The following is a 21746-nucleotide window of genomic DNA, read 5'->3' as shown; positions in this document are numbered from 1 at the left end:
CGGAGTGGTTCGTGCCGGCAGTTCTCATCAACCGGGTTCTCGGTGTCACCGGCCGGATCCTCACGCTTCTCCTCACCGTGGGCATCACGCTCATTGGCCTGGTGGCACTCACCTTTTGCATCGGCCGCGTTGTGCCGATCGATCCGGTCCTGTCGGTGGTCGGACAGAAGGCAAGCGAGGAGGTCTACCAGCGCGTCTTCCTCGAAATGGGCCTCGACAAGCCGCTCTGGCAGCAGTTTGTCGTCTATGCCGGAAAGCTCGTTCGGGGCGATTTTGGCACCTCTTTCGTCACCAACCGGCCCGTGCTCTCGGACCTTGCCGGCTTCTTTCCCGCGACGTTGGAGCTTGCGACGCTCGGCCTTCTGGCCGGCACGCTCATCGGCGTGCCGGCGGGCGTGGCCGCTGCCTATTGGCACGACAAATGGCCCGACTACGTGATCCGCTTTGTCGGCCTCATCGGCTATTCCGTGCCGATCTTCTGGCTTGGACTGGTCGGTCTCTTCGTCTTTTATTCCCGGCTCGACTGGGTGGCCGGTCCTGGCCAGGTCGACGTCTTCTATCAGGGCATCGTCAAACCGTTGACCGGCTCGCTGTTGATCGACTCGCTTCTATCTGGCGAGTGGGAGGTCTTCGGCAATGCCTTGAGCCATATCGTGCTGCCGGCAGCGCTGCTCGGCTACTACAGCCTCGCCTACATCTCGCGCATGACGCGTTCGATGATGCTCGACCAGCTGTCGCGGGAATATGTGTTGACGGCCCGCCTCAAGGGGGCGACCGAATATCGCGCGGTGATGCTGCATGCTCTGCGAAATGCCGCCATCCCGCTCGTCACGGTGATCGCCCTTTCCTACGGCGGCCTGCTGGAAGGCTCCGTGCTCGTCGAGACGGTCTTCGCCTGGCCGGGTATCGGCAACTACATAGCCTCATCGCTCTTCAGGGCCGACATCAACGCCGTGCTCGGCGGCACGGTGCTGGTCGGCGCCGTGTTCATCCTGCTCAACATGGTCTCGGACGTCGTCTACCAGATGCTCGATCCGCGCTCCAACCTTCGTCGCCGGTAGGAGGCCGCCATAACCGCCATCAATCTCACCCATGCCGAGACCCGCCGCCAGCTTCGGCGTGCGCGCCTCGGTGAATTCACCACGTTCGCCCGCCGTTTCGCCGGTAATCCGCTTGGCATGATCGGCCTTGTCATCCTCGGTGTGCTGCTGGCGAGCGCAGTCTTCGCGCCCCTTCTTGCGACCCATGATCCCTACCTGCCAGATCTCGTGCACCGCCTTTCGCCGCCGAGTTTTGAGAACTGGCTCGGCACGGACGAGCTGGGTCGTGATATCTTCTCCCGCATCCTCTATGGCGCCCGGCTGACCCTGCTCATCGTGGGGCTGGTGGTGGCGACATCCGCGCCGATCGGCCTCATCATCGGCGCGGTGGCGGGAACGTCTGGCGGCTGGGTCGATGCGGTGTTCATGCGCATCACCGACGTTTTCCTTGCCGTTCCGAAACTGCTGCTGGCGCTTGCTTTCGTGGCGGCTCTCGGGCCCGGAATCGTCAATGCGGCGCTGGCGATCACGCTCACCGCCTGGCCGCCCTATGCGCGGCTCGCGCGGGCCGAAGCACTGATCGTGCGCGATAGTGACTATGTCAACGCCGTCAGGCTGGCCGGCGGCTCAGAGTTCCGCATCGTCTTGCGCCATATCATGCCGATGTGCCTCTCCTCGGTGATCGTGCGCATGACGCTCGACATGGCGGGCATTATCCTGACAGCCGCCGGCCTCGGCTTCATCGGCCTCGGCGCGCAGCCGCCGCTGCCCGAATGGGGCGCAATGATCTCGACCGGCCGCAAATTCATCTTCGATCAATGGTGGGTGGCAACGATGCCTGGACTTGCGATCTTCATCGTTAGCCTCGGCTTCAACCTTCTGGGCGATGCCATGCGCGACCTGCTCGACCCGCACTTGAGGAGGCGCGCATGAGCCAGACGCTTGTCACCGTGGAAAACCTGCGCATCGCCTTTGCCGGCGAGGGCGGCACGATGATCGAGGCGGTCAATGGCGTCTCCTTCGAAGTCGGCCGGGAAAAGCTCGGCATCGTCGGCGAAAGCGGCTCGGGAAAGAGCCTCTCCAGTCGCGCCCTGATGGGCGTTCTGCCGGAGCATGCGCGCGTCTCGGCCGATGTCATGTCCTTTGCCGGCATAGACCTGCTTTCGGCCTCCCCGCGGGTGCGCCGGCAGCTGCGTGGCAATCGCATGGGCATGATCCTGCAGGATCCGAAATTCTCGCTCAACCCGGTGATGCGCGTCGGCAAGCAGATCGCCGAGGCGATCCGGCTCGGTGCCCGATCGCTGCCGTCAGCAAAAGTGCGCCAGAAAGTGCTCGAGGTGTTGGAGGCGGTGCATATCCGAGCGCCGGAACGGGTCTACGACCTCTATCCACACGAACTCTCTGGCGGCATGGGCCAGCGGGTGATGATCGCCATGATGGTGGTGCGCGAGCCCGAACTGCTGATCGCCGACGAACCCACGTCCGCCCTCGACGTCACGGTGCAGGTGCAGGTGCTCGAGATCATGGATGAACTGGTCAGGCGCCGTGGCATGGGCCTTGTCTTCATCAGCCACGACCTCAACCTCGTCTCGCGCTTCTGCGACCGGGTACTGGTCATGTATGCCGGCCGGATCGTCGAGACGCTGGATGCGCGACGCATGCACGAGGCGGTACATCCCTATACGCGGGGGCTGCTCGCCTGCCTGCCAGCCATCGATGGGCCGCTGACACCACTGCCAACTCTCGCGCGCGACGCGAGCTGGGGAGAGGCCCGCCTATGATCCGCATCGAAAATCTCAGCGTCCATTTCGGCAGCGCCGTGGCGGTGCACAACGTCAGCCTCTCGGTGGAAAGCGGCGAGAGCTTCGGTCTCGTCGGTGAAAGCGGCTCGGGCAAATCCACCGTCTTGCGCACGGTCATGGGTCTCAATCGCCAATGGACCGGTGATATCCACATCGGCGATATTGATCTGCGCAAGGGAATGCGGCGCGACCTCGTGCGCGTGGCGCAGATGGTGTTCCAGGACCCCTATGCCTCGCTGCATCCCCGCTACACGATCGGCCAGGCCATCGCCGAGCCGATGCTGATCAATCGCATGTCGGATGTGGATGCCCGCACGGTCGAGCTTCTGGAGATGATCGGGCTGACGGCAGCACACCGGTTTCGCTTCCCGCACGAATTGTCCGGAGGCCAACGCCAGCGCGTGGCGATAGCCCGCGCCCTGTCGCTGTCGCCTAAGGTGCTCCTGCTCGACGAGCCGACCTCGGCGCTGGACGTCTCGGTACAGGCCGAAATCCTCAATCTCCTCAACCGCCTTCGTCGAGAGCTTAACCTGACCTTTGTCATCGTCAGCCACGACCTCGCCGTCATCTCCTATATGTGCGATCGATTGATGGTGATGCAGAACGCCCGCGCAGTCGAAACACTGACGCGCGCACAATTGCGCGCCGGCGACATGCAGCACGACTATACCCGCACGCTCTTCCGGGCGAGCCATCGCGATCGCGCGGGCGCTGATGCTTCGGCCGAAGCTGTTCGTCATGGATGAGACCACGACGACGCTTCCCCAACGCTAGTCCAGAATGGGTTGATGCGGATCCGGACGTTGGCAGCGGACGGGATTGCCGTAGTGGTGATCGAAGAAAGAGCGAGAGAGGCCACGATAGAACCGGCAAGCGGCATTTGCGCCAAATGCATTGCCTTTCTGCGATTGGCTCCGCATACGATGCACTGCGGCTCATTTTTCGCTGGTGCAGGCGTTGGGCTGATCGAACGACCTGACTGCGCTCCGGGTTGTTCAGGTCTTCTTGCCTCGTTTCGACAAAAAGGTAAGCGTCTCCACCGAATAGAGAGCGCCATTGCGAGGCCGATGGCGCGGAGACCGCGCCGGACCATCCCGGCCTATCCTGCAACTGTTCACTCCACCCTGAGAATACGATGGTTGGCGTCTATGTCCGGTCGTCGAAGCCAGCCGTGTGATCGCGCCCCCGTCGGTCGTCTCAACCAGATCAAAGCCTCGCCAGACTCGTGAAAATTCTCATCGCCTATGTCGGCGGTTTCTCCGTTGACGAAGAGTGGTTTAGCTACTACAAAAATATATAGACTATAAGTTTATAGTGGATACAGCATGTGGAGATGCTGAGTGGGCCGACTGGGCGGAGGAATCGAGCGCGTCGGGCGGTCCGCAGGAAAGCGTAGTCCAAGAGGTTGGAACGTGTGTCCGTGATCGGCACAATTGGGGGGAGTGAGTGATGTCATCGACGAAAGTGTTGGAAGGAGCCGGCCAGAGCCCGGAATTCGAGGGTGCGGCGAGCGACGGGACCGGGCACACGCTGCGGCGGCGGCTCCAGGTTTCGCATGTGGTGTGCCTGGCGATGGCCGATGCCTCGCCCGCAATGGCCGTCCTGCTGCTGACGGCCGGCGTTTTCCAGGTTGGTGGGACGTTCGGGGTCGGGGCGATGCTGATCCTCAGCGTCGTCGTGGTCCTGATCGCCATGTGCCTCGGCGAACTGGCATCGGCCTATCCGTCGACCGGCGGCTCCTATTCGATGGTCCGCAGCGCCTTGCCGGAGCCGCTCGCCTGGATCACGCTCTTCAATTTCGTAACGCAGGGGATCGTCATCCCGGCGTCGCTGCTCCTCGGGATTCCGATCTTCCTGAAGAACATGCTGCCATGGATCACCGTTCCAAATGAGGTCATCGCATTCGTGCTGCTGGCGATCTCTGGCGCCATCGCGATCACCAAGGTCGAAATCGGCGCGAAGGTGAACATCGCCATTCTTTTCGTGCAGCTCATCGTCGTCGGGCTCATCGTGCTGGCGGCCATCGTCGCCCCCGTCCAGAACCCGATCGACGTGGTGTTCCATCCGGTGGTTCTGGAAAACGGCCAGCTCGTGCCCCTGACCCTCGGCATCGCGCTGGCGACGCTCGCCCCCGCCTTCAACGTGCTCAACGGTTATGATGCCGTCTGCGGCTTCGTCGAGGAGCTCGTCGGAGGTGCGCGTGACGTCGGCCGAGCCGTTGTCTATGCGGCAATCCTGGCCTCGATCCTCATCACCATCCCGCTCTTTGCAGGCGTCATTGCGGCGCCCGACCTGGTCGCCTTCCTGCAGTCGGACGCGCCGATCGTGTCCGCGGTGGAAAGCGCGCTCGGCCCTTGGGCAAGCACGATCGTCAACATCGGTGTCATTGCAGCGCTCTTCAACGCTGCTCTCACGCTCCAGATGTACTTTGCCCGCGGCGTCTTTGCATCGGCGCGAGACGGCCTCTGGCCGCCGGCGGTCGGCAACAAGCTTGCCGAGCTCAACCGCTTCCGTTCGCCGGGCTGGGGCGTTGCCGCTCTGCTCGTGCCTTCGGCCTTCCTGATCATGATGTCGAGCCTCGACTGGCTCATCATGTTCGCCGGCACCATGATCGCGACGGTGTACTTCTTCGTCGGGATCGCCGCCTTCTGGAGCCGCATCACTCAGAAGGATGTCCATCGGCCCTTCCGGATGCCGTTCTGGCCGCTTCCGCCCATCATCGTCGTCGCCTTTACCGGCTATGCCCTTGTCTCCCAGACCACTGACTTCCTGATCGGTGAGCTGGTGCTCGCCGGTGCCGCCGTCGGGCTTTGGGCGTTGTCGAAGCTCTGGCGCAAGGAGGCCTGAGCAACATACATCGCAAGCCGCCGACAGTTTGACCCGCCGCACATCTCGTTGCGGCGGGTTTTTGTTAGCCTGATTGTGTAGGGGGAGGCGTGGAGGCAGGCCTGCTGACAAGCGCAGGAGCGGATGTCAGCACTCGGGCAGATTGACGGCGAGGCCGCCGATCGACGTTTCCTTGTACTTGTCTGCCATGTCCTGCCCGGTCTGGCGCATCGTTTCGATGCAGTTGTCGAGCGGCATGAAATGCTGGCCGTCGCCGCGAAGCGCAAGACTTGCAGCCGAAACGGCCTTGATGGCGCCAAGGCCGTTTCGTTCGATGCATGGCACCTGCACGAGCCCCGCGACCGGATCGCAGGTCATGCCGAGGTGATGTTCGAGCGCGATTTCCGCGGCGTTCTCCACCTGCTCGTTGGTTCCGCCCAGTGCCGCGCACAGCCCTGCAGCGGCCATGGCGGAGGCCGAACCGACCTCGGCCTGACAACCGCACTCCGCCCCGGAAATGGAAGCGCGGTGCTTGATCAGCCCGCCGATGGCGGCTGCAGTCAGAAGAAACTGGCGCGCGCGGGCGGCACTGGCTCCGATACAATGGTCGCGATAGTAGCGCAGCACGGCGGGTACGACGCCGGCCGCGCCATTGGTCGGCGCCGTCACGACGCGCCCGCCGGCCGCGTTCTCCTCGTTGACGGCCATTGCGTAGACCAGCAGCCAGTCGGTGGCCGCATGCGGCTGGACCTGGTTGCTTCCCCTTTCGCTCAGCAATTGCTGGTGCAGGCCGCGGGCGCGGCGTCGGACCGATAATCCCCCGGGAAGTATTCCGTCGTGGCGAAGACCCCGATCAAGGCAGGCGTTCATTGCCGCCTGCAAACGCTCGAGCCCCGGCTCAAGCTCGGGACCGTGGCGGGCGCGCTCGTTTGCCTCTTTCATCGCGGCGATCGAAAGGCCTGTGCCTTTCCCCATCCGCAACATTTCGACCGCGGAGGTGAAGGGATAGGGTACGTCTGCGGGCACGCTGTCGCGTGACGATGACTGTCCGGAAAGTTCGTCTTCGCTGACGACGAAACCGCCGCCGATGGAGTAGAAGACCTGCCGCAACAGGATCTCGCCGGAAGGATAGAACGCGGTGAAGACCATGCCATTGGCATGGCCCGGCAGCGGCGGTCCATAGTCGAAGACGAGATCGTGATCCGGGTCGAAGGCAACAGGGCCGCCTGCGGGCACGGTTATCGTCCTGTTGACCCGCAGCTGCGCAACCATGGCTTCAGCCTGGTCGGGATCGAGCGTTTCCGGCAGGCATCCCATGAGCCCGAGAAACACCGCACGGTCGGTTGCATGGCCCTTGCCGGTAAAGGCGAGGGAGCCGTGCAGAGACACGGCGAGCCGCGTACAGCCTGCCCGGTCGGGAAGGGTCGTGAGCGCGGTAAGGAAACGAGAGGCGGCAACCATCGGCCCCATCGTGTGCGACGAGGATGGACCGATGCCGATCTTGAAGATGTCGAAAACGGATAGAAACATGGGGGTTCCCTGACAGGATCGCCCCCGGCGGTGTGCCGGGGGCGATCGTTTCATTCGGCGGCTTCAGCGTAGCTTTCGAGCGGCGGGCAACTGCAGATCAGGTTGCGATCGCCGTGGACATTGTCGATCCGGTTGACCGGCGGCCAGTATTTGTCCGCCCGGAAGGCGCCAGCCGGGAAGCAGGCAGCCTCGCGGCTATAGGGCCGGTTCCATTCTCCGACGAGGTCCTCGACGGTGTGCGGCGCACGCTTCAGGGGATTGTCCTCAGCATCGAGCGTGCCTGCCGCAATCGCGTCCACTTCTGCGGCAATGCCCAGCATGGCGGAAATGAAGCGGTCGAGTTCGGCCTTGGGTTCGCTTTCCGTCGGTTCCACCATCAACGTGCCGGCAACGGGCCAGCTCATGGTCGGTGCATGGAAGCCGCAATCGACCAGGCGCTTGGCGATGTCGTCCACGTTCACGCCGGCGCGCTCCTTCAGCACCCGGGTGTCGAGAATGCACTCGTGCGCGACGTGGCCTGAGGCCGAGCTGTAGAGGATCGGGTAGGCGGCAGCCAGCCGTCGGGCGATGTAGTTGGCGTTGAGGATCGCGGTCTTGGTCGCCTGGGTCAGGCCTTCGCCACCCATCAACAGGCAATAGGCCCAGGAGATGAGCAGGACCGAGGCCGAGCCGAATGTGGCCGACGAGACGGCGAAGTCTCCCGACGCCGGATTTCCCGGCAGATGCGGGACGAGATGGGCCTTGACGCCGATCGGTCCCATGCCGGGCCCGCCGCCGCCATGCGGGATCGCGAAGGTCTTGTGCAGATTGAGATGGCTGACGTCCCCGCCAATGTCGCCTGGCCGGGCAAGCCCGACCATCGCGTTCATGTTGGCGCCGTCGATATAGACCTGTCCGCCATGGGCATGGGTAATGTCGCAGATCTCACGCACCGTGGTCTCGAAAACGCCGTGGGTCGAAGGATAGGTGATCATGCAGGCGGCAAGGTTTGCGGAATGGGCCTGCGCCTTGGCACGGAAATCAGCGACGTCGATGTTGCCGTCGGGCGCAACGCCGACGACGACCACCTTCATGCCGGCCATCTGCGCCGAAGCCGGATTGGTGCCGTGCGCGGACGTCGGGATCAGGCAGACGTCGCGGTGAGCATCGCCGCGCGCCTCGTGGTAGCGACGGATCGCAAGCAGCCCCGCATATTCGCCCTGCGCACCCGAATTGGGCTGCATGGAAAAGCCGTCATAACCGGTGATCTGGCACAGCTTCGCTTCGAGGTCGGCCAGCATCTCGGCATAGCCTTCAGCCTGGTCGGCGGGGGCGTAGGGATGCAGGTTTGCGAATTCCGGCCAGCTCAGCGCCATCATTTCGGCCGTGGCGTTGAGCTTCATCGTGCAGGAGCCGAGCGGGATCATGGCCCGGTCGAGCGCCAGATCCCGGTCGGCGAGGCGGCGCATGTACCGCGTCATTTCCGCTTCCGCGCGGTTCATGTGGAAGACCGGGTGGGTCATGAAGCTCGACGTGCGCAACAGCGTCTCGGGCAAGCGGTACTCGTGGGCCAGTACGTCATCCGCCATCCCGCCGCCGAAGGCGCGCCAGATCGCTTCGGTGTGGCTGCGCCGCGTCGTCTCGTCGAATGCAATGCCGATCCGCGTGTCGCCGATCGCCCTGAGGTTGATGCCTTCGCGCAGCGCCGATGCCATGATGGCATCGCGGCGCGGGCCGCATTCAACCGAGACGGTGTCGAAGAAGGTCGCCGGTTCGATGCCGAAGCCGAGCGTTTCAAGCCCCTTGACCAGTCTTGCCATCTTGCGGTGGATGCGCTCGGCGACGGCGCGCAGTCCGTCCGGGCCGTGAAAGACGCCGTACATCGATGCCATCACCGCGAGCAGCGCCTGGGCGGTGCAGACATTCGACGTCGCCTTCTCGCGGCGGATATGCTGCTCGCGCGTCTGGAGCGACAGCCGATAGGCGCGATTGCCGCGGGCGTCGATCGAAACGCCGACGATGCGACCCGGCATCGATCGGGTCAGGTTGGCGCGCACGGCCATATAGGCCGCATGCGGTCCGCCATAGCCCATCGGCACGCCGAAGCGTTGGCTGGATCCGATGGCGATATCCGCGCCCATTTCGCCGGGTGGTTTGAGCAATGTCAGCGCCAGAGGATCGGCAGCGACGGCGGCCAGGGCCCCTGCCTGTTTCAAGGCAGCGATCGGGCCGGTGAAATCCTGAACATGGCCGTAGGTGCCGGGATACTGGAACAGGGCGCCGAAAACGCGCGACGGATCAAGATCCTTGAAGGGATCGCCGACGATCACCTCCCAGCCGAGCGGGTTGGCGCGGGTCGTGACCACGGCGATGGTTTGCGGGTGGCAATGATGGTCGATGAAAAAGGCGCGCGCCTTCGTGCGCGATGCACGTTCGCACAGCGCCATCGCCTCGGCGGCGGCAGTGCCCTCGTCGAGCAGCGAGGCATTGGCGACGTCGAGCCCGGTCAGGTCGGCCATCATGGTCTGGTAGTTGAGCAGAGCTTCGAGCCTGCCCTGACTGATTTCCGGCTGGTAGGGTGTGTAGGCCGTATACCAGGCCGGGTTTTCGAATATGTTGCGCTGAATGGCCGGCGGCGTGACCGTTCCATGGTAGCCCTGGCCAATGAAGCTGGCATTGGGCGTGTTCTTGGAGGCCACGTTGCGCAGGCGTTCCAGAACGCCGCGCTCGGAGAGCGCCTTGCCCCAGGCGAGCGGGCGCGCCTGCCGGATGTCCGCGGGCACGACCGCGTCGATGAAGGTGTCGAGGCTTTCGGCCCCGACCGTTTGCAGCATCTCTGCCATTTCCTGCGGGGACGGGCCGATGTGGCGGCGGTTTGCGAAGTCGTAGGGCGCGTAGCCTGTCGGTTTGTAGCTCATCCCTATCTCCTCAACCGACCAGCGCCAGATAGGCCGCTTCATCCATCAGCGCCGCCGCGTCATCTGCATTGGCAAGTCGCAGCTTGAAGAACCAGCCGTCGCCCTGAGGCGACCTGTTGATCAGCGAGGGATCGGCGAGGATTTCCTCGTTGACCGCAACGATCTCGCCGGCCAGCGGGCAGTAGACGTCGGATGCGGCCTTGACGGACTCCACGGTCGATGCGGCTCCGCCCTTGTCCAGTACCGCGCCGACTTCGGGCAACTCGACGAAAACGAGGTCGCCCAGTTGTTCGGCGGCATGCCGGGTGATGCCGACGGTCGCGACATCGCCCTCCATGGCGAGCCATTCATGGTCTTCGGTAAATTTCAGCATGTCAGGGTTCCTCAGCTACGCTTGTAGCGTTGGGTGATGAAGGGTAACGGAGAGACGAAGACGGCAAGGCGCTTGCCGCGGACCTCGGCAAAGAGGGGCGTGTCTGTTCCGGAATGATCGGTAGCGACAAATCCCATAGCCACCGGTGCGTTGACGGAGGGACCGAAGCCACCGGAGGTGACCCGTCCGACCGGCTCACCGCCGCTTTCGTCTGCAAAAAGGACTGCGCCCTCGCGGATCGGTGCGCGCCCGTCAGGCCGCAGCCCGACCCGGCGTCGCGCAGCGCCCGTCTCCAGTTCCGGCAGGATTATGTCGGCGCCGGGAAAGCCGCCGGCGCGCGCTCCACCCGTTCGCCTCACCTTCTGGATCGCCCATTCGAGCGCGCCCTGCGCCGGGGTGGTGGCCGCGTCGATGTCATGGCCGTAGAGACACAGGCCCGATTCGAGCCGCAGGCTGTCGCGTGCGCCGAGCCCGACGGGACGAACCCGCATGTCGGCGAGAAGCGCCTCGGCGAGCGCCACGGCGTGGCTGGCGGCGACCGATATCTCGTAGCCGTCCTCGCCGGTGTATCCTGCGCGTGCCACGATGCAGGACACGCCCAGAAGCGTGACATCGGCCACGTCCATGAAACGCATGTCCGCCACTTCAGGCGCAAGAACCGAAAGAACAGCCTCGGCGTCAGGGCCCTGCAGCGCGATCAGGGCGCGATCGGTCAATTCCTCGATCTCGCAATCATCGGAGAGGTGCGCACACAGATGGGCAATGTCCTCGACCTTGCAGGCGGCGTTGACGACGAGGAACAGATGGTCGCCACGGTTGGCGATCATCAGGTCGTCGAGGATCCCGCCATCCTGCGCGGTGAAGAGCCCGTAGCGCTGGCGTCCCGGCTTGAGCCCGAGGATGTCGACGGGCACCAGCCGTTCGAGCGCCAAGGCGGCGTCCTCGACCCTGCCGGCCTTCGGGCGCAGAATGACCTGCCCCATATGGCTGACGTCGAATAGGCCGGCCGCCGCGCGGCAGTGCAAATGTTCCTTCAGGACCCCGTCGGGGAACTGGACCGGCATCTCGTATCCGGCGAAGGACACCATCCGGCCGCCATGCGCGATGTTGAAGGCGGTGAGCGGCGTTTGCCGCAAGTCTTCTGTCAAGGTCATCAAAAGGCTCCGAAAGAGGGAAAACGCGGGGCCGCCGAGCACGCAAGACACGTGCACCGACGGCGCAACGTCACGTCTGGCGTTGGGTGGCCACGGCTGCGTGGCAGGCGTCCTTCACCGCTTCGCCCATTCCCGGATGGGCGTGGGACGTCATGGCGAGATCGTGCAATGTCACGCCGAGGCGAAGCGCCAGAACGAGCTCCTGCAGCAACTCGCCGGCGCCATGTCCGAGGATGTGCGCGCCGAGGAGCCTGCCGGTCTCGGCGCAGCCGATTACCTTGACGAAGCCGTCGGTTGCCCCGATCGCACGGGCGCGGCCATTGGCAAGAAAGCTGGATTTGCCGACAAGGATGGAGCGACCGGCAGCGGCGTCTTCCGTCAGGCCGACGGCTGCGATCTCCGGGGCGGTATAGACCACGCCCGGAACGAGGCCGTAGTCGGGAGCGTCATGCGGATCGCCCGCAAGCGCTGCGATGCAGGCGGCTGCGTCCTCTTCCGCCCTGTGCGCCAGCATCGGTCCGGGCACCGCATCGCCGATGGCGAGAATGCCGGGGATGCTGGTGCGGAACTGCGCGTCGACAGCGATGAAACCTTTGGTGTCAAGTTTCACGCCGAGGCTTTCGAGCCCAAGACCACCTGTGCGCGGTCGCCGGCCGATCGCCACCAGAACGGCGTCGGCCTCCAGAATTTCAACCGCGCCGGAAGAGCGGTTCTCGATCTCGACCCTGGCCGTCGCGCCGGCGGCCGCAACCGTTTTGACGGCAGCGTTCAGCTTGAATCCAATGCCGTGGCGGGAGAAAATCCGCTGCGCAGCCTTGGCGATCTCGCCGTCGATGCCAGGCAGGATGCGGTCGACATACTCGACGACCGTGACCTGAGAGCCAAGGCGCGACCAGATCTGGCCGATCTCGAGGCCGATCACGCCTGCCCCGACGATCACCAGTCGATCCGGTACGCTCTCGAGCGACAGGGCGCCGGTTGACGAGAGGACGCGCTTTTCGTCGAAGGCAACGCCGGGCAAGGCGGCCGGTTCGGAGCCCGTGGCAATCAGGATGTGATGGGTCGCGATTTCACGCTCGCCCACCGTGACCCGCCCCGGGCCTGTGATGTTTGCCCGCCCATGGATGAACTCGACACCGGCCTTCTTGAACAGGAAGGCGATGCCTTTGTTGAGGTCGGAAATCACCCGCTCCTTGCGCGCCATCATGCGCGCCAGGTCAAAGCTTGCGGTGGCGGTTTCAATGCCGTGATCGGCGAGCGACTTCAGTTCGGCCCAGTGTTCGCTCGACGACAACAGTGCCTTGGAGGGAATGCAGCCGACATTCAGGCAGGTGCCGCCCGGGGTCGCGCGTTCGTCGATGCAGGCCACCCGCATGCCGGCAGCGGCGGCGCGCAGGGCCGCGACATAGCCGCCGGGTCCGGCGCCGATGACGACGAGGTCGAAATCAGACATCCGCCTTGCCTCCATAGATCGGAAACGCGAGGCAGAGCGCTGCGACCTTCTCGTGAACCGTGGCCTCGACGGCAGCGTTCGTGCCGGCGCGCAGACTGTCGAGGACGTCGCCGATCAGATGGCCGATCCGGCGAAATTCCTCAGGTCCGAAACCGCGCGAGCAGCCGGCCGCGGTGCCGAGGCGGATGCCTGATGTCACCGTCGGTTTTTCCGGATCGCCGGGCACGCCGTTCTTGTTGCAGGTGATGCCGGCGCGCTCGAGCGCATCGGCCGCCTCGTTGCCCTTCAGGCCGAGTGGGCGCAGATCCACCAGCATCAGGTGATTGTCTGTGCCGCCGGAGACGATCGCCGCGCCGCGCTCGACCAGAACCTCGGCGAGAGCCTTGGCGCTTGCGACGACCCGCCCTGCATAGTCAGTGAAATCCGGCTGCAGGGCTTCGGCGAAGGCGACGGCCTTGGCGGCGATCACATGCATCAGCGGGCCGCCCTGCAGGCCGGGAAAGACCGCCGCATTGATCTTCTTGGCGATTGCCTCGTCATTGGTCAGGATGATGCCGCCGCGCGGCCCGCGCAGCGTCTTGTGCGTGGTCGACGTCACCACATGGGCGTGCGGCATCGGGCTCGGATGGTGGCCGGTGGCGACGAGGCCCGCGATATGGGCCATGTCGACCATCAGCATGGCGCCGACGCTGTCGGCGATCGCCCTGAAACGGGCAAAGTCGATGATGCGGGAATAGGCCGAGGCGCCCGCGATGATCAGCTTGGGGCGTTCTGCCTCCGCCAGCGATGCAACCTCGTCATAGTCGATCCGGCCTTCCGGCGTCAGACCGTAGGTGATCGCACGAAACCACTTGCCGGAAAGCGCTGGACGGGCGCCATGGGTCAGGTGGCCGCCGGCATCCAGCGACATGCCGAGGATGGTGTCGCCCGGCTGCAGCAACGCCAGCATCACCGCGCCGTTTGCCTGCGCGCCCGAATGCGGCTGCACGTTGGCAAATGCGGCGCCGAAGAGCTGCTTGACGCGATCGATGGCAAGCTGCTCGACCACATCGACCTCGCCGCAGCCGCCGTAGTAACGCTTGCCCGGATAACCCTCGGCATATTTGTTGGTCAGGACCGAACCCTGCGCTGCCATCACCCGAAGGCTCGCGTGGTTTTCCGAGGCAATCAGTTCGATCTCGTTTTCCTGGCGACGCCCCTCGGCCTGAATGGCCTGCCAGAGGGCCGGGTCGAAAGCGGAAAGTGGGGCGTTGGCGTCTGTCATGTCTTGTCCTCCGATTGATAACGGGCAGCGCAGGCCGACCGCTCGTTTTCAAGAGGATATTGAATTCCGATCATTGTTGAACTTCATAGTTCTCATGTTAGCATGAGGCATACTTATGCTAGGATCGATGATGCAGAATATTCCGACTGAGTTGATGCGCAGCTTCGTCAAGGCGATCGACGGAGGCAGTTTTACGCGCGCCGCGCAGATGGTGGGGCGCACCCAGTCCGCAGTGAGCCTGCAGATCAAACGGCTGGAGGACGTCGTCGGGGTGCGGCTGTTCCAGCGCGACGCGCATAATCTGAAACTGACGGTTCAGGGCCGAACCTTCGCGCAATATGCACGGCGGATACTGGCCCTGAACGATGAGGTCCTGGCCCTGATGCAAAGCCCTGAAGTCTCCGGACGGGTCCGGCTCGGCGCGCCGAGCGAATATACCGACTCGCTTCTGCCGCACCTGCTCGGGCGTTTCGCCCAGGCCCACCCCAATGTCATGCTCGAAGTGACCAGTGATCTCAGCAAGAACCTTCTGACGCGTCAGAAGAACGGCGAGTTCGATCTGGTCGTTGCCTTGCACGACGACGCACAGGCAGGCGGTGGCAAACCCGTTCATACGGAGCCGTTGATCTGGTTTACCAGCGCGGATCACTTCGGGCACATGCAAAGCCCTCTGCCGCTGGTGCTGGCGCCGCCGCCCTGTGTCTACCGCCGGCGCATGCTGCAGCAGCTGAACCGGGAGACGAAGCCCTGCCGGATCGCCTATCTCAGTTCCAGCCACAGCGCCGTGCTTGCCGCCGTCAGGGCCGGGCTAGGCGTTACCGCGATGGCCAAGAGCACCCTTCCGGGTGACGTGCGGCTGCTCGGAGCGGCCGACGGCCTGGAATCGCTCGGTCATCTGGAAGTGCGCCTGCACCGCCTGCCGACTGCTGAGTCCACCGAGGCAATCGACTACCTCGAGACCTATATCGCCGAGCATCTGGGGCAGGCCGGAGATGCCGGTTCAATTCCCGCCTGAACCGTCCTGCAATTCACTGGGAAAAGAGGCTTTTCAGCGCCTTGAGGTCGGTGCGCAGGCGCTGGTCGATATCCTCGTCATTGCGATTGTCGTCGGCGATGAACTGGAAGAACCGGATATTCTGCAGTGAAAAAAGGCAATCGGCGAGGGCTGCGCTATCGACCGTCTGCGGGATCAGCCCGCGCGACTGGAACTCTTCGACCATGACGCGCATCAGGTCGACGAGAACGCGATCCAGTTCGAGATAGGTCCGACCGAAGTCGCTGCTGCCTTCCTGGATGCTGGCCGAAAGAACCTCCCGCCACGTCGATTTCGCCAGATAGCTCATGGCATGGCGGCGCAGGATCTGGCCGAAGGTGGCAACCGCGTCGATCACGTCGGTCGGCTTGCGCGCGATCATGGTTTTCAATTGCTGGATGAGCAACTGGTCGCTTTCGCTGACGAGTGCGAGGAGAAGGCCCGCCTTGCTGTCGAAATAGTTGTAGACGGTGACGGCAGAGACATCCGCGTCCTTGGCGATCAGTTCGATCGTGGTCGGGGCATAACCGTCTGTCTGGAACCGCACCTTGGCGACTTCCAGAATGCGTTCACGGCGGTCCGCCTTCTGTCGTTCTCTCAATCCCATCGAATTCATTTCGCCTGCCTTTTCCTCCCGTCCATGGCTTGTGCCTCCAATTTCCTTAATGCGCAACAAAAATGATGTTGACAAGAATTTATAGTCACATAAACTTTTTATGCTCTACAAAATTATGGGGAACCGAAATGAGCATTTCCAGACGTTCTTTCTGCTTGCTGGCAACGGCGACGGTTGTGGCGGGCTTTAGCCTGTCGGCGCCGGCCCTTGCCGATAATCTCAAGGTTGCAATCGTCCTGCCGGGCGTGAAGACGGACAAGTCGTTCAATCAGGCAGGTTATGAAGGGGTGGAACACGCGGCCAAGGAACTCGGCCTCGAGTTCGCCTACAGCGAAAAGGTCGCCCAGCCGGACCAGCCTGAAGCGCTCGCCGACTATGCGCGGCGCGGCTATTCCGTGGTGATAGGCCATGGCGGCGAATTCCAGGATTCGGTCGCCAAGGTTGCATCCCGCTTTCCCGATACCAGGTTCGTCGTCGTCAATGGTACGGAGCCGGGCGGCAACGTCGCGATCATGAGCTTCGATTTCCCGGCGCTCGGCTATGTCATGGGCTATGTCGCGGGCAAGGTGTCCGAGACCGGAAAGGGCGGTTACATCGGCGCTCAGAAGCTCAAGTTCTACGTCGATCTCGGCAATGGTTATGCCAAGGGCTTCAAGGCAGCACGCCCCGACGGCGAGGTGATGACGGCCTGGACGAACGATTGGGACGATGTCGCCAAGGGCAAGGAAGCAGCACTCAACGAAATCAGCCAGGGCGCTGACGTCGTCTTCCCGTCGATGGACAATGCCGTGGTCGGCAGCCTGCAGGGCGTGAAGGAAAAAGGCAAAAAAGCGATCGGCATCTATTACGATGCGATCTCCGACTGGCCCGACACCGTGATCCAGTCTGCGATCTTCGACATGCGCGGCGCGCTTCTGACGCTGCTCGGCGAAGCCAAGGCGGGCAAGCTTGAGGGCAAGGCCTATATCTACGGCCTCGAAACGCCGGCGGCCGCCCGTATCGGCACCTATTCCTCAGCCGTGCCTTCAGCGGTGCAGGACGAGGCGGCTGGTATCATCGAGAAGATCAAGTCGGGCGAAATCGACGTCCACTGACGCGCGGGCCGCGCATTTGCCGCGCGGGGAGGGCGGTTCGTCCTCCTCGCGCATCCCGTCACTCGCAGGTTTGCTGGATTGTGCCATGACCGCGCAAGGACTTCGGCTGGAAAAAATTACCAAGACGTTCGGCGACTTCAAGGCGCTGGACGGGATCGATCTGACGGTGCCCCAAGGCACCGTGCACGCCATTCTCGGCGAGAACGGCGCTGGCAAGACGACGCTGATGAACATTCTCTACGGGCTGTACCAGCCCGATGGCGGGCGCATCCTGTTGGATGGAGCGCCGCAGAAGATCGGCTCGCCGCGCCGGGCAATGGATCTCGGCATCGGCATGATCCACCAGCACCTGATGCTGGTGGAAACGTTGACCGTCGTCGAGAACGTGGTGCTCGGCCTGCCTGGGCAGGGGATGCGGCTTTCCCTCGACGAGCATGCGCGCAAGCTGTCCGCGCTTGCAGACAGTTTCGGCTTCGATATCGATCCGCATCAGGCGGTGTGGAAGCTGCCGATGGGCATGCGCCAGCGTGTGGAGATCCTGAAGGTTCTCTATCGCGACGCCCGCATCATCATCCTGGACGAGCCGACCAGCGTGCTCGCGCCCAACGAGGTCGACGCCTTCCTTGAGGGACTGCGGCGGCTGAGGGCGGCAGGCAAGACCATCATCTTCATCAGCCACAAGCTGGACGAGGTAGCGGCAGTGGCCGACCGGGTAACGGTGCTGCGCCGTGGCGCCGTCTCGGCGAACCTGCCGGTCGCTGGCACGCCGCCCGCCGAAATGGCGCGCATGATGGTCGGGCGCGACGTCGTCCTGACGACACTTGAAAAATCGCCGATGACGTCTGACGCGGTGCTCGTCAGCGTGCGTGATCTGAAAGCCCGGGACAACCGTGGCACCGAGGCGCTGAAGGGTGTGTCGTTCGACATCCACGCGGGCGAAATCCTCGGGGTTGCCGGGGTCGACGGCAATGGCCAGGCGGAGCTTGCCGAGGCGCTGACGGGTTTGCGCCCGGTCGAAGCCGGCACGGTGAAGCTCGCCGGCGAGGATATCACCGCCGCCGGGGTCTATGAGCGCCGCCACCGGCTCGGCATTTCATTCGTGCCGGAGGATCGTCACGGCACAGGTCTCGTCCTCGACCTGCCGGTCTACCAGAACGCGATGATCCGCGATTTCCGCGAGGAACCGTTCTCCTCCGGCGGCTTGCTGAAGACGGCCGGCGCGAAAGCGGTGACCGAGGATTGGGTGCGGCGTTACGACGTGCGCCTGCAATCGGTCGATCAGGCGATCCGCTTTCTGTCGGGCGGCAACCAGCAGAAGCTGATCTTCGCCCGCGAGGTGGAGTGCCGTCCGCGGCTGCTGGTGATCATGCAGCCCTGCAAGGGGCTTGATGTCGGTGCCATCGAGGCCGTGCACCGGACCGTTCTTGCCGAACGGGAGCGTGGCACGGCGATCCTCTACATCTCGACGGAACTGGAACACATTCTCAGCGTCTGCGACCGCGTGGCGGTCATGTGCGCAGGCCGGATCACCGGCATCATCGCACCCGAGGAGGCGACACCCGACCGGGTCGGCGCGCTCCTCGGCGGGCTTGCAGAGGCGGAGGTGGCATGATGTTGCTGGTCATTCAATATATCTACGTGTTGCGTCCGGTCTGGGCGGTGCTGGCGGCACTTCTTGCAGGTGCCGGCCTGATCGCCGTCGCCGGGGTCAACCCCGTGGACGCCTACGGCGCCCTCTTCGGCGGCGCCTTCCTCGACTATTACGGCCTTGCCAGCACGCTGGCGAAGATGTCGCCGATCCTGCTCGCGGGCCTTGCCGTCATCGTGCCGCTCCGGGTGGGGCTGCTCAATATCGGCGCCGAAGGCCAGATCTACATGGGCGGTCTGTTCTCGTCGATGGCGGCGCTGCTGCTGCCGGAGATGTCGCCCCTCCTGCAGGTGCCGCTCTGCGTCCTTGCGGGTGCCCTCGGCGGCGGTCTGTGGGGTCTCATTCCCGGTTACCTGAAGGCCTATCGCGGCATCAATGAAGTCATCATCACCATCCTTCTCAACTTCATTGCCATCAATCTGGTGAGCTATGTCGCGGGCGGGCCGATGATGCAGGAGGGCGCGCCCTATCCCTATTCGCAGGAGATCCGCGAGGGGCTGTGGCTGCCCTACATCATGCCGCAGACGGACGCCCATCTCGGCGTGGTCGCCGGGATCGCGCTCTGCCTTGCAGCCTGGTTCGTCTTTCGCTTCACCACGGTCGGCTTCGGCCTGGGCATGATCGGCAAGAACCCGGCAGCCGCCACCTATTCCGGCATCCGCGTCCGGCACAATGTCGTCGCGGTGATGTTCGTTGCCGGTGCCATCGGCGGTCTTGCCGGTACCTTCGAGGTGCTGGGACTGAAACATCGGCTCTATCATCTCTTCTCGCCGGGCTATGGTTTCGACGGCATCGTCGTTGCCTTCCTTGCGCAGCTTTCCCCGCTGATGGCGCCGATTGCCGCCTTCTTCCTCAGCGGGCTCAAGGTCGGTGGCCTCATCATGCAACGGGCCGTCGGCCTCGAGAGCACGGTCGTCGAGGCGATCCAGGGCCTTGTCATCATCTTCGTTGCCGCAAGCCTTGCCTTCCGGTTCGACCGGGGCAACTGGCGCCGGCTCCTCGAGCGCCGCCGCCTGCTGGACGCCGGCCTTGCCGAGGGCTTTGCAAACAATTCCGGAGGCAAGTCATGAACCTGTTGGGCGATATGTCCGCTTGGGTGGATTTCCTGTCCACCGTTCTCAGATTGTCGATCCCGATCGTCTTCGCCGCGCTCGGCGGGGTGCTTTCGGAGCGCGCAGGAGTATTCAACGTCTCGCTGGAAGGCTGCATCCTGGGCGGCGCCTTCGGAGCGGCGACAGGAGCGTACCTGACGGGCACGCCGGTTGGCGGTCTCGTCGTGGGCCTGCTCTTTGCGGTGGCCATCGGCTGCGTGCTTGCAGGGCTTGCCGTCAACCTCGGCATCAACCAGCTGATGACGGGCATCGCCATCAACATCCTCGTGCTGGGTCTGACTTCCTATCTTGCGCGCCTCATCCTCGGAGCCGATGCGACCACGACCTTGCCGGGTTTTTCACCGCTGGCGATCCCCGTCCTTTCGTCCATTCCGGTCATTGGGCCCGTGCTCTTTAACCAGGATCCGCTGGCCTACCTCATGTATCTGGCCGTGCCGCTGACCTACTGGTTCCTGTTCCGCACGCCTTTTGGACTGATCGTGCGGGCCATCGGCGACTATCCGGTTGCCGCCGATACGGTCGGCGTCAGCGTGCCGGCGGTTCGTGCGCTCTGCGTCATCGGGAGCTGCGTGCTCGGCGGGCTCGGCGGCTGCTATCTCGTGCTTTGCCAGGTGTTCGTGTTCACAGAGAACATGAGTGCCGGCAAGGGCTGGATCGCGCTTGCTGCCGTGATCCTCGGGCGCTGGAACCCGGCGCTGGTGTTTGCCGCCTGCATCTTCTTTGCCTTTTCGGAAGCGCTGCAACTGCGCCTGCAGTTCAACAATCCGGATGTGCCCTACCAGCTCTTCTCGATGGTGCCGTTCATCGCGTCCTTCATCGCGCTCGTCGTCTTCGCCGGCCGCGTGCGGCCGCCAGCGGCCATCGGCAACAAATACGTCCGGGGCGGCAAGTAACGCCCCTTCTCTTCACCCACCTGAAATGGAACGATAATGACCAGCAATTCCTATGAGACCGGTCGTCTGAACCTGCCGTTTGTCGGCATCTGCACCTTCGGCAAATATCCCTACCAGCCGGACTGGGATGCGATCGACGCCGACGTGGCCATCCTCGGCGCCCCCTTCGACTGCGGCACCCAGTGGCGCGCCGGCACCCGCTTCGGACCGCGCTCGATCCGCGAAGCCTCCACCCTCTTCTCTTTCGGCCATGGCGGCGCCTATGACCATGAGGACGACGTCACCTATCTGCCGAGCGGCGAGGTCTCCATCGTCGATATCGGCGATGCCGACATCGTCCACACCGACACGATGAAGAGCCATGCCAACATCGAGTTCGGCGTGCGCAAGATCCTGGAGGCCGGCGCATTGCCGGTGGTGCTGGGCGGTGATCATTCGATCAACATCCCCTGCGTCAACGCCTTTGCCGAGGACTGCGAAAAGAACGGCCCGATCCATATCGTGCAGATCGACGCCCATCTCGATTTCGTCGACGAGCGCCATGGCGTGCGCTACGGCCATGGCAACCCGATGCGGCGTGCAGCGGAAAAGCCCTATGTCAGCGGCCTGTCGCAGCTCGGCATCCGCAATGTCTCCTCCACCGCCAGGGAAGGCTACGAGGATGCCCGCAAGATGGGCTCCGACATCCTGTCGGTGCGCCAGATCCGGGCGCTGGGCACGGATGGCGTCGTCGAGCGCGTGCCGGCCGGCGTCCGCTACTATGTCACCATCGACATCGACGGCTTCGATCCGTCGATCGCGCCGGGCACCGGCACGCCGTCGCATGGCGGCTTCATCTATTACGAGGTGCTGGAGATCCTGGCGGCACTCGCCAAGCGCGGGACCATCGTCGGCATCGATCTGGTCGAGGTCGCCCCCGACTACGACCACACCGGCGGCACATCCATTCTGGCCGCCCAGGTTCTCATGAACCTCATCGGCCGCGTCATGCAGGCAAGGAAAGGCTGAACC

At 63.9% G+C, this 21746-nt stretch carries 18 protein-coding genes; 11 read left to right on the top strand and 7 right to left on the bottom strand.

Annotation, left to right across the window (positions count from 1 at the left end):
* Positions 1 to 11 precede the first annotated feature (11 nt).
* From RTP54_RS25165 to RTP54_RS25145, 5 genes are all read left to right on the top strand, one after another.
* Positions 12 to 1061 carry an ABC transporter permease gene (locus tag RTP54_RS25165; protein ID WP_312366312.1) on the top strand — a complete coding sequence of 350 codons (1050 nt, stop codon included), beginning with the start codon at positions 12 to 14 and terminating at the stop codon, positions 1059 to 1061.
* Between the two features lie 18 nt (positions 1062 to 1079).
* Positions 1080 to 1973 (top strand): nickel transporter permease, encoded by an 894-nt coding sequence (gene nikC / locus RTP54_RS25160; protein ID WP_409517216.1) that lies wholly within the window; start codon positions 1080 to 1082, stop codon positions 1971 to 1973.
* On the top strand, positions 1970 to 2821 hold the full coding sequence (locus tag RTP54_RS25155; RefSeq protein WP_312366311.1) for an ABC transporter ATP-binding protein: 852 nt from the start codon (positions 1970 to 1972) through the stop codon (positions 2819 to 2821). The genes nikC and RTP54_RS25155 overlap by 4 nt, the downstream gene beginning before the upstream one ends.
* On the top strand, positions 2818 to 3588 hold the full coding sequence (locus RTP54_RS25150) for an ABC transporter ATP-binding protein (RefSeq protein WP_312366309.1): 771 nt from the start codon (positions 2818 to 2820) through the stop codon (positions 3586 to 3588). Before RTP54_RS25155 ends, RTP54_RS25150 begins: the two co-directional genes overlap by 4 nt.
* A gap of 703 nt (positions 3589 to 4291) precedes the next feature.
* A complete protein-coding gene (locus tag RTP54_RS25145; protein WP_312366308.1) occupies positions 4292 to 5689 on the top strand; it encodes an APC family permease in 1398 nt (465 codons plus the stop codon).
* Between the two features lie 126 nt (positions 5690 to 5815).
* On the opposite strand, the gene RTP54_RS25140 is transcribed toward RTP54_RS25145, so the two are convergent.
* From RTP54_RS25140 to glyA, 6 genes are all read right to left on the bottom strand, one after another.
* Positions 5816 to 7198 (bottom strand): L-serine ammonia-lyase, encoded by a 1383-nt coding sequence (locus tag RTP54_RS25140; RefSeq protein ID WP_312366307.1) that lies wholly within the window; start codon positions 7196 to 7198, stop codon positions 5816 to 5818.
* 50 nt (positions 7199 to 7248) lie between these two features.
* Complete coding sequence (gene gcvP / locus RTP54_RS25135; protein WP_312366305.1) at positions 7249 to 10095, bottom strand: aminomethyl-transferring glycine dehydrogenase; 2847 nt, start codon at positions 10093 to 10095, stop codon at positions 7249 to 7251.
* A gap of 10 nt (positions 10096 to 10105) precedes the next feature.
* On the bottom strand, positions 10106 to 10468 hold the full coding sequence (gene gcvH, locus RTP54_RS25130) for a glycine cleavage system protein GcvH (RefSeq protein ID WP_112805662.1): 363 nt from the start codon (positions 10466 to 10468) through the stop codon (positions 10106 to 10108).
* Positions 10469 to 10479: 11 nt separating this feature from the next.
* Entirely contained in the window at positions 10480 to 11622 is a 1143-nt protein-coding gene (gene gcvT / locus RTP54_RS25125; protein WP_312366303.1) for a glycine cleavage system aminomethyltransferase GcvT, read from the bottom strand.
* 70 nt (positions 11623 to 11692) lie between these two features.
* A complete protein-coding gene (gene lpdA, locus RTP54_RS25120; RefSeq protein WP_312366301.1) occupies positions 11693 to 13075 on the bottom strand; it encodes a dihydrolipoyl dehydrogenase in 1383 nt (460 codons plus the stop codon).
* On the bottom strand, positions 13068 to 14339 hold the full coding sequence (gene glyA, locus RTP54_RS25115) for a serine hydroxymethyltransferase (RefSeq protein WP_312366299.1): 1272 nt from the start codon (positions 14337 to 14339) through the stop codon (positions 13068 to 13070). The genes lpdA and glyA overlap by 8 nt, the downstream gene beginning before the upstream one ends.
* Positions 14340 to 14469: 130 nt before the next feature.
* On the opposite strand from glyA, the gene RTP54_RS25110 reads away from it, so the two are divergent.
* Complete coding sequence (locus RTP54_RS25110) at positions 14470 to 15354, top strand: LysR substrate-binding domain-containing protein (RefSeq protein ID WP_112805694.1); 885 nt, start codon at positions 14470 to 14472, stop codon at positions 15352 to 15354.
* 13 nt (positions 15355 to 15367) lie between these two features.
* Here the strand turns inward: RTP54_RS25110 and RTP54_RS25105 are convergent, their stop codons facing one another.
* Positions 15368 to 15988: a TetR/AcrR family transcriptional regulator gene (locus tag RTP54_RS25105; RefSeq protein WP_112805670.1), complete on the bottom strand. Its 621-nt coding sequence runs from the start codon at positions 15986 to 15988 to the stop codon at positions 15368 to 15370.
* 128 nt (positions 15989 to 16116) lie between these two features.
* On the opposite strand from RTP54_RS25105, the gene RTP54_RS25100 reads away from it, so the two are divergent.
* From RTP54_RS25100 to speB, 5 genes are all read left to right on the top strand, one after another.
* Positions 16117 to 17082 carry a BMP family protein gene (locus tag RTP54_RS25100; RefSeq protein ID WP_312366294.1) on the top strand — a complete coding sequence of 322 codons (966 nt, stop codon included), beginning with the start codon at positions 16117 to 16119 and terminating at the stop codon, positions 17080 to 17082.
* Between the two features lie 85 nt (positions 17083 to 17167).
* Complete coding sequence (locus tag RTP54_RS25095) at positions 17168 to 18694, top strand: ABC transporter ATP-binding protein (protein ID WP_312366292.1); 1527 nt, start codon at positions 17168 to 17170, stop codon at positions 18692 to 18694.
* On the top strand, positions 18694 to 19800 hold the full coding sequence (locus tag RTP54_RS25090) for an ABC transporter permease (RefSeq protein WP_312366290.1): 1107 nt from the start codon (positions 18694 to 18696) through the stop codon (positions 19798 to 19800). The genes RTP54_RS25095 and RTP54_RS25090 overlap by 1 nt, the downstream gene beginning before the upstream one ends.
* Positions 19797 to 20735 carry an ABC transporter permease gene (locus RTP54_RS25085; RefSeq protein WP_312366288.1) on the top strand — a complete coding sequence of 313 codons (939 nt, stop codon included), beginning with the start codon at positions 19797 to 19799 and terminating at the stop codon, positions 20733 to 20735. The genes RTP54_RS25090 and RTP54_RS25085 overlap by 4 nt, the downstream gene beginning before the upstream one ends.
* A gap of 36 nt (positions 20736 to 20771) precedes the next feature.
* Positions 20772 to 21743: an agmatinase gene (gene speB / locus RTP54_RS25080; RefSeq protein ID WP_312366287.1), complete on the top strand. Its 972-nt coding sequence runs from the start codon at positions 20772 to 20774 to the stop codon at positions 21741 to 21743.
* Positions 21744 to 21746: the final 3 nt, after the last annotated feature.

The organism is Ensifer sp., assembly GCF_031989085.1.
Classification (GTDB): Bacteria; Pseudomonadota; Alphaproteobacteria; order Rhizobiales; family Rhizobiaceae; genus Ensifer.
The sequence above is the reverse complement of the archived record's forward strand: the minus strand, read 5'-3'. Positions and strand labels throughout refer to the sequence as shown.

What these genes read in the sequence shown, in the direction of transcription:
- RTP54_RS25110 (WP_112805694.1), top strand. Translation starts at nt 14,470, where the DNA reads ATGCAGAATATTCCGACTGAGTTGATGCGCAGCTTCGTCAAGGCGATC.
- RTP54_RS25145 (WP_312366308.1), top strand. Translation starts at nt 4,292, where the DNA reads ATGTCATCGACGAAAGTGTTGGAAGGAGCCGGCCAGAGCCCGGAATTC.
- glyA (WP_312366299.1), bottom strand. Translation starts at nt 14,339, where the DNA reads ATGACAGACGCCAACGCCCCACTTTCCGCTTTCGACCCGGCCCTCTGG.
- RTP54_RS25085 (WP_312366288.1), top strand. Translation starts at nt 19,797, where the DNA reads ATGAACCTGTTGGGCGATATGTCCGCTTGGGTGGATTTCCTGTCCACC.
- RTP54_RS25140 (WP_312366307.1), bottom strand. Translation starts at nt 7,198, where the DNA reads ATGTTTCTATCCGTTTTCGACATCTTCAAGATCGGCATCGGTCCATCC.
- RTP54_RS25105 (WP_112805670.1), bottom strand. Translation starts at nt 15,988, where the DNA reads ATGAATTCGATGGGATTGAGAGAACGACAGAAGGCGGACCGCCGTGAA.
- gcvP (WP_312366305.1), bottom strand. Translation starts at nt 10,095, where the DNA reads ATGAGCTACAAACCGACAGGCTACGCGCCCTACGACTTCGCAAACCGC.
- RTP54_RS25095 (WP_312366292.1), top strand. Translation starts at nt 17,168, where the DNA reads ATGACCGCGCAAGGACTTCGGCTGGAAAAAATTACCAAGACGTTCGGC.
- speB (WP_312366287.1), top strand. Translation starts at nt 20,772, where the DNA reads ATGACCAGCAATTCCTATGAGACCGGTCGTCTGAACCTGCCGTTTGTC.
- RTP54_RS25090 (WP_312366290.1), top strand. Translation starts at nt 18,694, where the DNA reads ATGTTGCTGGTCATTCAATATATCTACGTGTTGCGTCCGGTCTGGGCG.
- RTP54_RS25100 (WP_312366294.1), top strand. Translation starts at nt 16,117, where the DNA reads ATGAGCATTTCCAGACGTTCTTTCTGCTTGCTGGCAACGGCGACGGTT.
- RTP54_RS25150 (WP_312366309.1), top strand. Translation starts at nt 2,818, where the DNA reads ATGATCCGCATCGAAAATCTCAGCGTCCATTTCGGCAGCGCCGTGGCG.
- RTP54_RS25155 (WP_312366311.1), top strand. Translation starts at nt 1,970, where the DNA reads ATGAGCCAGACGCTTGTCACCGTGGAAAACCTGCGCATCGCCTTTGCC.
- lpdA (WP_312366301.1), bottom strand. Translation starts at nt 13,075, where the DNA reads ATGTCTGATTTCGACCTCGTCGTCATCGGCGCCGGACCCGGCGGCTAT.
- gcvT (WP_312366303.1), bottom strand. Translation starts at nt 11,622, where the DNA reads ATGACCTTGACAGAAGACTTGCGGCAAACGCCGCTCACCGCCTTCAAC.
- gcvH (WP_112805662.1), bottom strand. Translation starts at nt 10,468, where the DNA reads ATGCTGAAATTTACCGAAGACCATGAATGGCTCGCCATGGAGGGCGAT.